The organism is Stenotrophomonas sp. SMYL20 (assembly GCF_036320045.1).
In the GTDB taxonomy this organism is placed as follows: Bacteria; Pseudomonadota; Gammaproteobacteria; order Xanthomonadales; family Xanthomonadaceae; genus Stenotrophomonas; species Stenotrophomonas maltophilia_A.
In genome coordinates this window covers 1-13,415 of sequence record NZ_JAWIRT010000010.1, presented here as the reverse complement: position 1 = coordinate 13,415, position 13,415 = coordinate 1, and the positions used below count along the sequence as shown (strand labels likewise).

Genomic DNA, 13,415 nt, shown 5'->3' with positions numbered 1-13,415 from the left:
GGTTGCCGGCAGGTGGTCGGAATATGCAGGACTCACCCGCGCAGGGTGGCGCCGCCGTCCACGTACAGATCGCTCATCGCCACATGCCCGGCCTGCACGGAGAGCAGGAACATCACCGAATGAGCGATGTCCTCCGGGGTGGCCAGCTTGCGCAGCGGGATGCCGGCCTTGTACGTCTCCAGGTTGCCGGCGATAACTCGCTCTGCGCCATGCTCGTCCTGCCACATGCCGGTCTGCATCGGGGTCAGCGTTGAACCCGGGGCGACGATATTGCAGCGGATGCCCAGCGGCGCCAGCTCCAGCCCGAGGCAGCGGGTGAACATCGTGGCGGCGGCCTTGGACGCGGCATAGGCGGCCATGCCGTGCCGCGGCACGCCGGCGGCATTCGAACTGACGGTGACGATCGCGCCTTGGCCTCGCGGTGACATCACCCGCGCCAGCGCACGCCCGACATGGAACACGCCATCGGCGTTGACTGCGAACACCCGGCGCCAATCGGCATCCGTGGTCTCCGCAACAGCTCCCAAATGCAGAACACCCGCCACGCTTGCGGCGAGGCCGATCGGCCCAATGCTGGCTTCCACACGATCCACCAGGGCGTCCACCGCCGCGCTGTCGGTCACGTCGAGCGCAAACGCCTGCACACGTGCATCCACTACCACGGGCGCCTCGCGATCGGTTGCCACGACCGTGCAGCCGGCCTCGGCCAACAGCCGTACCAGGGCCTCGCCGATGCCGCCGGCGGCGCCGGTCACCAGTGCCACGCGACCTTCAAAGCCGGTCAACTGCATGTTGCGATCTCCTGTTGCTCATCCCAGTGGCGCAGGCGCGCCGACAACCACGGTGCCAGCTGCGCCACCGCATCGCGGCCGGTCAGCTCGGCGTGCAGGAACGGCAGCTCCAGCGCCTGCACCTTGCGCGCGTGCGTGCGCCACAATGCCGACTGCAGCTGCGGCCGCGCCTGATGATCCCGGCCAGCGCGCACGTGCACCAGCGTGCCGTCGAACGGTTGGTGGATGTGTTCGCGGATCAACCGGTTGGTGCCGGTCACCGCACGCACCACGCCATCGAGCACTACATCCGGCAGGCTGCCGAGCGCACTACCACCGCGACGCAGGAAGCCGAGAATGCGTTCACGGCTGTCCAGCTCCGGATGTGCATCCGGGTCATGGCCGGCAATCGCCAGCAGTGCGCGCAATGCGGCGATGGCATCGGGTTCCGGCTCAGCCCGCCAGCATTCGCTGGGGTAGGCGTCGAGCAGCACCAGTTCACCGACTTCACGCCCGATTTCATGCAGACGCACCGCCATCGCCTGGGCGAGGATGCCGCCCACCGACCAGCCCAGCAGATGCACCGGTCCCTTCGGTTGCAACGTGACCACCCGCTGCACATAGTCATTGGCCATGGCTTCGATGCTGGACGGCAACGGCTGCTTCGGATCCAGCGCGGGCGACTGCAGGCCATATACCGGGCGTGCCGGCTGCAAGGCGCGCGCCAGCGTTCGGTAGTTCCAGGCGATGCCACCGGCCGGGTGCAGCACGAACAACGGAGTGGGCCCATCAGCGTCAGTCGCAGCCAGCGAGATCACCGGCCCCAATGCGTGGTCGGCCAGCGCCGGCGGTTCGGCAATGCGCGTCGCCAATGCGGCCACGGTCGGCTGCACGAACAAGGCACCGAGGCCGAGGTCACAGCGCCAGCGTTGTTCGATCGCCAGCAGCAGGTGCACCGCGGACAGCGAGTCGCCGCCGAGGCTGAAGAAGTCCGCATCGACCGCCACGGGCGCTTCACGCCCGAGTGCCTGGGCAAACAGCACCGCCAGCTCCTGTTCCAGCGGCGTGCGCGGCGCCAGTCCGGCAATCTCGTTCTGCGGCGGCTTCGGCAACGCGTTGCGGTCGAGCTTGCCGTTGGCGGTCACCGGCCACTGATCCACGCCAACGAACGCCGACGGCACCATGTAGTCCGGCACGCGCGTGGCCAGGTGGCTGCGCAGCATCACGGCATCGGCAAGCGCCGCTGGCACATAGGCCACCAGCCGGGCATCGCCCGGCGTGTCCTGGCGCAGCAGCACTTCCACGCGCTCCATGCCCGGCAGCTCGCGCAGTGCCGCCTCGATCTCGCCCAGCTCGATGCGCAGGCCGCGCAGCTTCACCTGGTGGTCGCTGCGGCCGAGGTATTCGACGGCACCATCGGCGCGCCAGCGCGCCACGTCGCCGGTGCGGTAGATCCGTTCGCCCGGCAGGAAGGGATCGGCCAGGAAGCGTTCGGCGGTCAGGTCATCGCGGCCGAGATAGCCACGCGCCAGCTGCACGCCGCCCAGATACAGATCGCCCGGCACACCCACCGGCAGCGGCTGCATCCGCGCGTCAAGCACGTACAGGCGTGTGTTCCAGACCGGGAAGCCGATCGGTACCGGCCGTGAGCGGTCCTGCGCAGAGGCCGGCCAGTAGCTCACGTCCACGGCCGCTTCGGTCGGGCCATACAGGTTGTGCAGTTCGGCCTGCATGCGCCCATGGAAACGATCACGCAGCAATGCGTCCAGCGCCTCGCCACTGGTGAACACGCGGCGCAGCTGCAGGCCTTCGGAGGCCGGCGCGGCAAGGAACGCGTCGAGCATCGACGGCACGAAATGTGCGGTGGTGATGTCGTGGGCACGCACAAGCCGTGCCAGCTCGGTCGGATCACGATGCGCGTCCGGACCCGCCACCACCAGCGTCGCGCCGCACAGCAGCGGCAGGAAGAATTCCCAGACCGAAACATCGAACGTGGCCGGGGTCTTCTGCAGAACACGGTCATCGGAACGGATGCCGTAGTGCTCGCGCATCCACAGCAGGCGATTGACGATGGCACGGTGCTCGATGACGACGCCCTTCGGCTCGCCAGTCGAACCGGAGGTATAGATAACATAGGCTGCATCGCTGGGCGCCGGATCGGCCCACGGTGCTGCGAAACTCAGCGCGGTCCATTGGTCGGGGGCAAGCACCGGCACGCCGTCCATGCGCGCCGATACCTCTGCCGCAGCCAGTACGCACGCCGGCTGCGCCGAGGCGAGAATGCGCGCGAGACGCTCATCGGGATGGGCAAGATCCAGCGGCAGGTAGGCGGCACCCGCGCGCAGCACCGCCACCAGCGCGATCACCAGCTCCAGCGAACGCGGCAGCGCCACCGCCACCACGCTGCCCGGACCGACCGCCATCGCCCGCAGCTGTGCCGCCAGCGCGAAACTGCGGGCCTCCAGCGTGGCGTGGTCCAGCGCGACGTCACCGAAAACCAGCGCGGGTGCGTGCGGATCACGGTCCATGCCCTGCTGCAGCAGTTCAACCAACGTGGTCGGTGGCAGCGCATGCGCGGTGGCATTGAAACCTTGCACCACCTGCTGCGCCTCTTCGACGGTGGCCAGCGGCACGGCCTCGATCTCTTCAGCCTCCAGCGCCGCCGACACGAAATGAAGCAACCGCGCCGCGTGCGCCTCGACATCCTCGCGACTGTACAGCGCGGCATTGGCCTCGATCTCCAGATCCAGCAGGTGCTGGCCGTCACCACGGAAGCCAAGTGTCAGATCATCCACCGGACCGGTGCACAGCACCTCCAGCGTCGCCTGCACGCCAGTCACCGCCAGCGGCTTGTAGAACGGCTGCACATTCACCAGCGGACCATGCAGGCGCTGCTGCGCGCCCACCAGGCCCATGTCCCGGCGCAACTGCTCGCCACGGTAACGGCCGTGCTTGCGACCCTGGCTGAGCTGCCGGGCCAGCCCGCGGATAAAGTCCTCGACGCTGCCTTCGCCGGCCGCCACCCGCAGCGGCAACACATTCATCACCATTGCCGGCACACGTGCCGATGCGTTGCCGAGCCGCCCCATGTAGGGCACGCCCAGCACCACTTCATCGGCAGCGCTCATTCGCCGCAGGTACTCGGCCGACAACGCGGCCAGCACATCCGGCCACGGCTGCAGCCAGCGTACCGATACCTGCAGCAGCCGTTCGCGGAACGGCGCATCCAACGGTTGCACCCAACGCAGCGCATCGTCACTGGCCGCCAGCGTGCCCGCCAGCCCCACGCCCGCGGGCGCGCCCTGCAGCTGCCCGCGCCACCACTGCCCGGCCTGCTCGCGCCGCGGATCGGCACGATACGCGGCATCATCGGCCAGCACGCCAGCCAGCGCTGGTAGTGGCTCACCCGTACGCCCCGCGTACAACGCGCAAACACGATCAGTGAACAGCGCCATGCCATAGCCATCGGCCGCCAGATGATGCACGCGCAGGTACCAGACCCAGCGCTGGCCACCCAGATCGAACAACACCTGCTGGCTTATGCGGTCGCGGGTCGGATCGACCGCGCTGAGCCGGTCGGCCTGCATCAGGGCACGCGCCGCCGATGCCGGGTCGACCTCGCCCGCTAGATCGCGCACCGACAGCAGCGGCACATGTGCCGGGTCATGCCACTGCAGCGGCTGACCATCGGTCCCTTCCGCAAAGCGCAATGCGAATGCCTGGGCTTCGCCCGCAGCCTGGTCTGCCGCGGCGACGAACGCGGCCACGTCCAGCGCACCCTCGATCCACACCGCATGCGCGGTATTGAACGACGGATTGTCCGGTGCCAGCCGCTGCGCGAACCACAGTCCGGCCTGGGCCTCGGTCAGTGCCACCGGCGTGGCCAGCACAGCGGCGTTCATGCGTTCTGCGCGGCCTGCAGTTTCTGCACCACACCCCACCACTGGCGCAGCGTGGTGTGCTCGGCCAGCTGCGAGAACTCCAGCGGCAACCCGGTGTTGCCCCAGGCCAGGACCAGGCCGAGCATGCGCATCGAGTCCAGGTCCAGGTCGATCAGGTTGTCGTCGTCACCGATCTCTGCCGGCGTGCACTCCAGCACCCGCGCAACGTCGGCACGCATCCGCTCCAGATCCAGCGCATCACCCGTGGCAGCCATCACAGCACCTCCAGCAACTGATCGGTGGTCATCGGCACGCCACAGGTGCGTGCGATCCAGTGCAGCGCCTGATCGTGATCGGCACGCGAAAAGTCCGCCACCGCATCGGCGGCGATGAAGGCCTCGATGTCACGCTGGAACGCCTCCACCACGGTCGCGGTGCAGCCGATATGGGCGTACACGCCGGTCACCAGCAACTGGTCACGGCCGCGCACCCGCATCAGCGTTTCCAGGTTGCTGCGCTGGAACGCGCTGTAGCGGTGCTTCACCAGCACATGCTCACCCGGCTGCGGTGCCAGCGCCTCGATGATCGGTTCATGGTCGGCGCTGCGGCGCATTCCGGGCCCCCACAGATCGGCCTGCAGGCCACGGTCACGGCGATCCTGGTCGCCATGCTGGGCGGTGTAGAACACGGGAATGCCGTGCGCGCGGCAATGCGCCAGCAGGCGCACGATATTGTCCACCGCCGGCCGCAGCGGCGTACTACCGGCGTCGAATGCCGCCAGGAAGTAGCGCTGCATGTCATGCACCAGCAGCGCAATACGATCACGCTGCGGGCGCCACGGGCCACGGGCCTGCGGCAGTTCGGCGGCGGTCGGCAAGGGGTAATCGGTGATACGGGGCAGCGCCATCAGCGCGTTCCTCCTGTCTGTTGCAGATGACGCGCACGCAGCTGCGCGCGCAGTTCGCGGCGGCTGATCTTGCCGACCGCGGTGGTATCGAAACTGTCGACGAACACGACCTGGTCCGGCACCTTGAACGCCGCCAGGCCGCGCGTACGCATCCAGGCTTTCAGTGCCGGCGCCTTGATCGGCTCCCCCTGCTGGATCACGAACGCGCAGCTGCGCTCACCGAGATACTCGTCAGGAATGGAGACCACGGCGGCGTCGAACACGCCGGGGTGGGCCAGCAGGTGATCTTCAATCTCCTCGGCGGAGATCTTCTCGCCCGCGCGGTTGATGTGGTCACCGGCGCGGCCCTGCACCACCAGATAGCCACCGGCCAGCTGCTGCACGCGGTCACCGGTTCGGTAGAAACCGTCGTCGGTGAACGAGCGCGCGTTGGCCACCGCATCGTTGTGATAGCCACGGATGGTGTACGGGCCACGGGTCAGCAGATGGCCCACTTCGCCTTCGGCCACCGGCTGGTCGTGGTCATCGACCACGCGCACTTCGTCGTCCGGACTGATCGGACGGCCCTGGCAGGCCACGATCAGTTCCTCCGGATCATCCAGGCGAGTGTAGTTGACCAGGCCCTCGGCCATGCCGAACACCTGCTGCAAGGTGCAGCCCAGGCCGTCGATCACGCGCCGCGCAGCTTCCGGCACCAGCTTGGCGCCGCCCACCTGCAGTACCTGCAGGCTGGACAGATCGTGCGGAGTGGTTGCCGCCGACTGCGCCCACAGCAGCGCCAGCGGCGGCACCAGTCCGCAGCAGGTCACCTGTTCGCGGGCGATCAGCGGGAAGGCCGCATCCGGGCCGGGACCTGGGCTGAGCACCACGCGGGCGCCGGCATACAGCGCACCGAAGAAGCCGGGCGAACTCATCGGGAAGTTGTGCGCGGCCGGCAGCGCGACCAGGTAGACGCTGTCGCGGTCGATGCCGCAGAGGTCATTGCTGGCGCGGAACGAGTAGATGTAGTCGTCGTGCGTGCGCGGGATCAGCTTGGACAGGCCGGTGCTGCCACCGGAGATCTGCAGGAACGCCACCGACTGCGGGTCCGGGTCGGCCGGCAGCTCGCTGCGATCGCCCTGCAGCGCCTGCAGCGCGGTGAACTCCGCCGCATCGCCATCGATGACCACGTGGCGCAGCGCCGGCACCTCGGCCTGCAGCGCCCGCGCCAGTCCGCGATGATCAAAGCCATCGTGCAGGTCGGCAGTGATGTAGGCACTGGCCTCGGCCTTGTTCGCGAAGTGCACCAGCTCGGTGATGCGATGCGCAGGCAGTGCGTACACCGGCACCAGTCCGGCCCGGAACAGGCCACAGATCGTAGTGATGAAGCCGGCGGTGTTGCCCAGCTGCACCAGCACCCGCTCACCGGGCTGCAGGCCGAGTGCCAGCAGGCCCGCGCCGATGCGTCCGGCCTCATGCCACAGCTGCGCGTAGCTCAGGCGGATATCACCGGCGACCACCGCGATGTCATCCGCATAGCGTTCCGCGCGCTCGCGCAGGAACGCCGGGAAGGTCTCGCCCCGCCAGTGGCCGGCCTCGCGATAGCGCGCCATCAGTTCATCAGGCCACACCTGCTGCAGTGGCAGGCGGGAGGAATCAGTGGAGGTAGTCATGCGGCAGGCTCGATGACGGGCGCGGATTCCTGGACACCCAGCGCGTTCAACAGGGCAGCGAACTTCGCCGCGGTTTCGGCCACCTCGGCCTCGGGTTCCGATTCGGCGACGATGCCGGCACCGGCATACAGGCGCAGCTGCGTGCCCTGCAGGCGTGCGCAGCGGATCGCCACGTACCAGTCGCCGTCACCCTGCGCATCCAGCCAGCCCACGGCGCCGGCGTAGAAGCCGCGCGGCACCGGTTCCAGTTCGCGGATGCGCTGCAGTGCCGCCAGCCGCGGCGTACCGCAGACCGCCGGCGTGGGGTGCAGCTGTGCCAGCAGTTCGGCGGCAGACGTCTGCGGATCCTTCAGGGTGGCATGGATCCGGGTGCCCAGGTGCCACATGCTGGCGGTGGCATGCAGCACCGGCCGTGGCTGTGCATCGATGTGGCTGCAGTACGGTGCCAGGCCCTCGACGATGGCGTCCACCACATGGCGATGCTCGTCATGGTCCTTGGTCGAGGCCAGCAGCGCCTGCGCGGCACGCTCGTCCTCGGCAGCATCGGCGCTGCGGCGTGCTGAACCGGCGAGCGGATGCGACAGCAGTTCGGCACCGCGCTTGCGCAGCAGCAGTTCCGGGGTTGCCCCCACCAGCCACGCCGGCGCCTGGCCCAGCTCCACCGGCAACGGCACCGCGTAGGTCGCCACCGACGGATCCGCGCCCAGGCGCGCCAGCAGCACGTCCGGCGACAGCGCCTGGCGGGTGCGTGCCAACAGGCTGCGCGCCAGCACCACCTTGTGCAGGTTCTGCTCGGGCGCACGCAGGACCTGCACCGCCGCGGCAACCGCTGACGCATAGTCCTGTGGCGCAGGCTCGGCCCGCAGGGCGCCGTCCAGCGGCGGTGCGGCCTGCGGTTGCAATGCCAGCGCAGGCAACAGGCGCTCGGGCTGGTACAACGCATCGTCCGCACGCGGTTCGAACGGCACCGCGCCGACCAGCAGCCCCGGGCCGCCACGCTGCTGGGCAAAGAACTCCGAAACGCGCTCTGCCAGCGTCGCCAGTGCACCGACCGGCAGCGCGGCGCGGCACCCGCGTGCGTGCACGTGCTGGCCCGCATGCTGCAGCAGGAACAGCGACGCGTCGTCGGTGTTCTCCTGCGGCGCTGGCGCAGCCTCCGGCCACGCGCCCTGCATCAGGGAATCGTTCATGGGGTCTCCTTCATCCGATGCGCTGCGGCCAGCGCGCACAGCAACAGCAGCAGCGCGCCGACCAGCAGGTAAGGCAGGCTTGGCCCGCCGCGATACAACAGCGTGCCGAGCATCGGCCCGGCCACCATGCCCAGCCCCTGCGCGGCCGCCACCGTGCCGGCCGCGGCGCCCTGCTCGTGCGCCTCCACCGCATCGGCGGCCAGCGCCTGGAACGAGGGGAATACGAAACCCATGCCGAACGCGGCCAGCGCGTACGCCGCCGGCAACTGCCAGGCCTGCTGCACGCCCGCCACCGAAGCGAAGCCGATGCCGGAAATGAGCGCGCCGAGGACGATCCAGCGGCGTGGATGTACCTCCAGCTTCATCACCAGCGCCTGCGCCAGGATCAGGCCGACGCCGACCGCCGTGAGTGCAATGCCGGCCATGCGCGCGCCCGCCGCTGCATCCAGGCCGAGGCGGTCGATTGCGAAGAAGCCGACCGTCACCTGCGCGATGGTCACCGAGACCATGGCGATGAACGCCGCCAGCTGTGGCAGGCGCAGGCGCGGGTCGAGACGGCTCATCGGCTGGCGGCGTTGCGCAGAAGCGCTCTCCACCGGCGGCGTGGCCGGCAGCCGCCAGGCCAGCAATGCCAGCGCAAGCAGCGGCAACAGTGCGGCCACATACAGCGCCAGCGACAGATTCGTATAGGCCAGCCAGCCAGCGGCGGCCGGGCCAAGCACCATGCCCAGCGCGTTGGCGCTGCCCAGGCGGGCGAGGAATTTCGCACGCTGCCCGGTCGGTGCCTTGTCGGCGATCAGCGCGGCAGCGGTAGGAGGCACCGCGGCGTAGAACAGGCCGATCAGGCCACGCGCACCGACCAGCACGAGCACCGATACCAACACAGGCGGCACCGCCTGCAGGGCCACGTCGATGAACACCGCCAGCGCGATGTAGACCACGGTGTAGGCACTCATCGCCAGCATCAGCACGCGCTTGCGGCCGATGCGGTCGCTGAGCTGGCCCCACGGGCGCGCGGCCAGCATCCACAACACACCGGCGGCGGTGACCGAGAGGCCGGCATGCCACTCGGACAAACCGAGCATGCGGACCACCGGGCCGATCACGGCGACGAAGGACATCATCGCCATGGTGCCGATCAGGGCAGCCAACACCAGCGCCGGCAAGCCGGGAACGACGGGACGTGCGTGCATGAAACACCAGCCGTAACAGGAAAGGATGGCCGGGCGCGTCTGTACGCCCCCGCCCGGCATCAGTCCTGCTCAGGGCCCGACGCCATCCTTAAATGATAACGGCTCGTATTTGCATTTGATACCCATTCTCTTGAATGGGCATGCAACAGTGGGTTCAGCGCATTGCACGCAGGCCCAGCAGACCACGGCGCTTGAACCACCACTCCAGCGGCAGCGTCACCAGCGGCGGGATCGCCGCCAGCAGGGCCAGGGCACTGGCCCACCACGGCCAACGCAGGCGCACTGCCGCGAACAGCGTCACCGCCACATAGACCAGGAACGCCACGCCGTGCAGGGGTCCGAACAACTTCACCAGCGCCACGTTGGCCATCGGGCCGTACTTCATCCACATGCCGATGAGCAGGCCGGCCCAGGTCACGGCCTCGATGAAAGCGACCACCGCGAACAGGCGTCCGGCCGGGTGCATGGGGGAACGTTGGGTCACGCGGAGCTCCAGCATCGGGATATCAAATGCGAATGATACGCAGATGCGAACCGCATGTAGAGTCGAGCCGTGCTCGACTGCTGGAACGTGTCCACCAAGGTGGACACCTACCGGAGCACATCCGGCAGAACCTGCTCGCCGATCTCGCGCAGCACCGCGTCCATCGGCCGTCCGTTGTCGACCAGATTGAACATCACGTGCGCCACACCCTGCGCATGCACGCGCAGCAGGTAGTCACGCAGGCCATCGCGGCCGACCTTCAGGCCCAGCGGCAGCGGCTCGGCGGGCGCCTGCGGATCCGCCTGCAGGTCCAGCTGCATCGACTGCACGAACGGCTTGCCTGCCCCGCCGCGCTGCACCAGCGCCTGCTGCCACAGGCCGATGCGCCCTTCCTGCGCAACCTCCTCGCGGTGATAGGTGGCCCAACCTTCGGCCTCACGCGCGATCCACTGCAGGCTCTGCCGCGCAGTACCCACCACCAGCATCGGAATGCGCGTCGCCGGTGCCGGCAGCACATCGAAGCCACCGGTCCCCTGCAGTACGGCGGTCCGCTCATCGGCCTCGGGTGACAGTGCTGCGCGCAACAACGTCCAGCGCTCACGGAACGTCGCCGCCCTGCCCTCCAGATCCTCGCCGAACGCAGCAAATTCTTCCGGGCGGTCACCCGAACCCAGCCCGAGCACGAAACGTCCGCCACTGATCCGGTCCAGGCTCAGCGCCGACTTCGCCACCTGCAACGGCTGCCGCAGCGGCAGCACAATGGCTGCGCTGCCGACCACGATGCGCTCGGTCGCGGCAGCCAGCATGCCCAGCCACAGGAACGGGTCATCCAGCGCACTCGCTGTTGCATCCGGGCCCTGCGGCACCATCAATGGCACGTCGCGCGTCCATAGCGCGGCGAAGCCAAGATCATCGGCCAGCCGTGCGATGCGCCGCGCCTCGTCCGGGTCGGCCAGTCCATGCGCCGCAACCGGCGTCATCAGGCCCAGGCTCAGACCCTGTTGCGGAAACAAGGCAGCATAAGCAGGATTGAAATCACTCATGCCGCCAGCTTAGCGTGCAGACCTGCGGCGACGATGACGCGCCGCCCACCACTGGAAGAACACTACATGCTGACGATCCGCCCTGCCCACGTCGATGACCTGCCCGCGATCAGCGCGGTGTGCCTGGCTGCGTTCACTGCAGCGGTGGCGCCTTCGCTCAGCGCTGCCGGTATCGCCACCTTCGGCAGTGTCGCAGCAGCCGACGCATTTGGTGCGCGCCTGCAGGGTGACAACCACATCCTGGTGGCCGAGCAGGATGCGCGCGTGGTCGGTGTGGTCGAACTGAAGGAGGGCCGGCACCTGGCAATGCTGTTCGTCGATCCCGCCTGCCAGGGCCAGGGCATCGGCCATGCCTTGTTCGAAGCCGTGCTGCCGCAGGTACGCGAGCGGGTCCTGACCGTGCGCGCCTCGCTCAACGCAGTGCCTACCTACCTGCGCTATGGCTTTGTGCTGGATGGCGAGGTCGGCGAGTTCAACGGGCTGGTGTACCAGCAGATGGTGCGGGCAGCGGCCTGAAGGCATCCGCCCGGCAATGCCCGGTGGGCGTCATGCCCTGCGGCACGCCTGTCATAAGCAAACTGAATCAGCAGGCTCCCCGGCGGTTCCTACAATGGCCTGTCACCCTGCCCTTCGAGATGCTGCCGATGCGCGTCGCGCTTTCCGTGTTGCTGCTGGCTTCGGCGCTGAGCGCCTGCACCCCGGCCCCGGTATCCACCGCCAACTCTGCCGAGGCACCCGCGCCGGCGTCCGCCATCGCCTGGCGCCAGGGCGATGTGGACGATGCCTTCGCCGAAGCCGCCGACAGCGGCAAGCCGGTGCTGCTGTACTGGGGTGCCGTCTGGTGCCCGCCGTGCAACCAGCTCAAGGCGGGCCTGTTCAAGGACCCGGCCTTCATCGCGCTGACCAGCAAATTCGTTCCCGTCTACCTGGATGGCGACGAGGAAGGTGCGCAGGCCTGGGGCGAACGCTTCGGCGTGCGCGGCTATCCCACGCTGATCGTGCTCGACCCCCAGCGCAACGAAATCACCCGCGTGGCCGGCGGCAATGACGCCGCCGAACTGACCCGGGCCCTGACCGTCGCTGCAGGCCGCCGCAGTGCTGTTGCCGCCACCTTGGCCACCGCGCTGGCAACGCCGGACCGGCTGGCCGCCGAAGACTGGCAAGTGCTGGGCGACTACGGCTGGGAAGTGGACGCCAACCGCCTGGCCGGCGAGCGCAGGAGCCAGGACGTGCTGCGCCAGTTGTCCAGGGCGGCACCCGACGGCGCCCTGCAGCGCCGTTTCGCCCTGCTGGCTCTGGCTACAGCCGAAAAGCCCGATGCCTCGCCCACCGAAGTGCGCGAGCTGCTGCAGGCCGTACTGGCACAACCGGCGGAAGTGCGCCGCAACCGTGAATTGCTCGGCTATGCAGGCGTGCAGCTGGTCAAGCAGGCCAGTGCCGGGCCGGCCACCAGCAACACGCTCGGACAGCAGCTGCTGGTCGCACTGGAGCGTGCAGACGCCGAGCGCGGTGATCGCGCCGACGACGCGTTGTCGCGTGCGCTGACCGAAGTATCGCTGGCCCGCCAGCAACAGCCCAAGGGCGCACTGCCCGCGCCGCTGGTCGAGCGGGTCAAGCAGCGCGTGGCCGCTGCCGATGCCGCCGCCACCGATGCGCATGCACGTCAGGCCACGATCAGCAGCGCGGTGTACGCATTGCGCGAGGTAGGTGACGACGCGGGTGCCGAGGCGCTGTTGCTGGCCGAGCTGAAGCGCAGCGAGCAGCCGTACTACTACATGCCCGAGCTGGCCGAACTGGCCGAGCAGCGCGGCGACACCGCCGGTGCGCTGGAGTGGTTGAAGCGCGCCTACGATGGTGCACAGGGCCCGGCCACCCGAGTGCAATGGGGCGTGCTGTACGTGGAAGGCCTGCTGAAGCTGGCGCCGGACGATGCACCGCGCATCGAGCAGGCGACCGCCTCCTTGATTGCCGAACTGGAGGCGCAGCCTTCGGGCTACCACCAGCGCACGCGCCAGCGTTTCGAGCGACTTGCCGGGCAGTTGAAGGCGTGGAGCGGCAAGCATCAGGGTGCGGAGACGCTGGCACGGCTGCAGCAGCGGATGCAGCAGGCGTGCGGTGACCAGGTGGATGGCGCCTGCAAGGACTGGTTGAGCTGAGTTGATGAAAGCGCTGGCGGCGGGTTCGCCTGCCGGCGCTTTTGTTGATCCGTGTGGGAGGGGGCGGGGGCCGCTGGCCAGGACACGCAAAAGCCCCTCCATGGTGCTCGATGGTGCCATCCTTGGCGCCAACGGTCCT

The 13,415-nt window shown here is 68.7% G+C and carries 11 protein-coding genes; 2 read left to right on the top strand and 9 right to left on the bottom strand.

What is annotated here, in order from left to right:
- Window positions 1-32: 32 nt before the first annotated feature.
- The 9 genes from V3B48_RS09235 to V3B48_RS09195 all read right to left on the bottom strand — a co-directional run bounded on the left by V3B48_RS09235 (window position 33) and on the right by V3B48_RS09195 (window position 11,120).
- Window positions 33-791, bottom strand: coding sequence for a 2,3-dihydro-2,3-dihydroxybenzoate dehydrogenase (locus V3B48_RS09235; protein ID WP_329893584.1), 759 nt, complete (start codon window positions 789-791; stop codon window positions 33-35).
- On the bottom strand, window positions 782-4,672 hold the full coding sequence (locus V3B48_RS09230) for an enterobactin synthase subunit F (RefSeq protein WP_329893583.1): 3,891 nt from the start codon (window positions 4,670-4,672) through the stop codon (window positions 782-784). Before V3B48_RS09230 ends, V3B48_RS09235 begins: the two co-directional genes overlap by 10 nt.
- Window positions 4,669-4,926, bottom strand: a complete 258-nt coding sequence (locus V3B48_RS09225; protein WP_049462779.1) for a phosphopantetheine-binding protein — start codon at window positions 4,924-4,926, stop codon at window positions 4,669-4,671. Before V3B48_RS09225 ends, V3B48_RS09230 begins: the two co-directional genes overlap by 4 nt.
- The gene (locus V3B48_RS09220; RefSeq protein ID WP_032129987.1) at window positions 4,926-5,558 is read right to left on the bottom strand and encodes an isochorismatase family protein; all 633 of its coding nucleotides are present in this window, start codon (window positions 5,556-5,558) and stop codon (window positions 4,926-4,928) included. The genes V3B48_RS09225 and V3B48_RS09220 overlap by 1 nt, the downstream gene beginning before the upstream one ends.
- Window positions 5,558-7,210: an AMP-binding protein gene (locus tag V3B48_RS09215; protein WP_285303474.1), complete on the bottom strand. Its 1,653-nt coding sequence runs from the start codon at window positions 7,208-7,210 to the stop codon at window positions 5,558-5,560. Before V3B48_RS09215 ends, V3B48_RS09220 begins: the two co-directional genes overlap by 1 nt.
- Window positions 7,207-8,400, bottom strand: a complete 1,194-nt coding sequence (locus V3B48_RS09210) for an isochorismate synthase (protein WP_285303473.1) — start codon at window positions 8,398-8,400, stop codon at window positions 7,207-7,209. The genes V3B48_RS09215 and V3B48_RS09210 overlap by 4 nt, the downstream gene beginning before the upstream one ends.
- Window positions 8,397-9,593: an MFS transporter gene (locus V3B48_RS09205; RefSeq protein ID WP_032129990.1), complete on the bottom strand. Its 1,197-nt coding sequence runs from the start codon at window positions 9,591-9,593 to the stop codon at window positions 8,397-8,399. Before V3B48_RS09205 ends, V3B48_RS09210 begins: the two co-directional genes overlap by 4 nt.
- A 154-nt stretch (window positions 9,594-9,747) precedes the next feature.
- The gene (locus V3B48_RS09200; protein WP_329893663.1) at window positions 9,748-10,059 is read right to left on the bottom strand and encodes a DUF3817 domain-containing protein; all 312 of its coding nucleotides are present in this window, start codon (window positions 10,057-10,059) and stop codon (window positions 9,748-9,750) included.
- Between the two features lie 125 nt (window positions 10,060-10,184).
- On the bottom strand, window positions 10,185-11,120 hold the full coding sequence (locus tag V3B48_RS09195) for a TIGR03571 family LLM class oxidoreductase (protein ID WP_329893582.1): 936 nt from the start codon (window positions 11,118-11,120) through the stop codon (window positions 10,185-10,187).
- A 66-nt stretch (window positions 11,121-11,186) separates the two neighbouring features.
- Between V3B48_RS09195 and V3B48_RS09190 the strand changes: the two genes are divergently transcribed.
- Both V3B48_RS09190 and V3B48_RS09185 read left to right on the top strand, forming a co-directional pair.
- Window positions 11,187-11,636, top strand: coding sequence for a GNAT family N-acetyltransferase (locus V3B48_RS09190; RefSeq protein ID WP_329893581.1), 450 nt, complete (start codon window positions 11,187-11,189; stop codon window positions 11,634-11,636).
- Window positions 11,637-11,755: 119 nt separating this feature from the next.
- Window positions 11,756-13,276, top strand: a complete 1,521-nt coding sequence (locus tag V3B48_RS09185) for a thioredoxin family protein (protein WP_329893580.1) — start codon at window positions 11,756-11,758, stop codon at window positions 13,274-13,276.
- Window positions 13,277-13,415 lie beyond the last annotated feature (139 nt).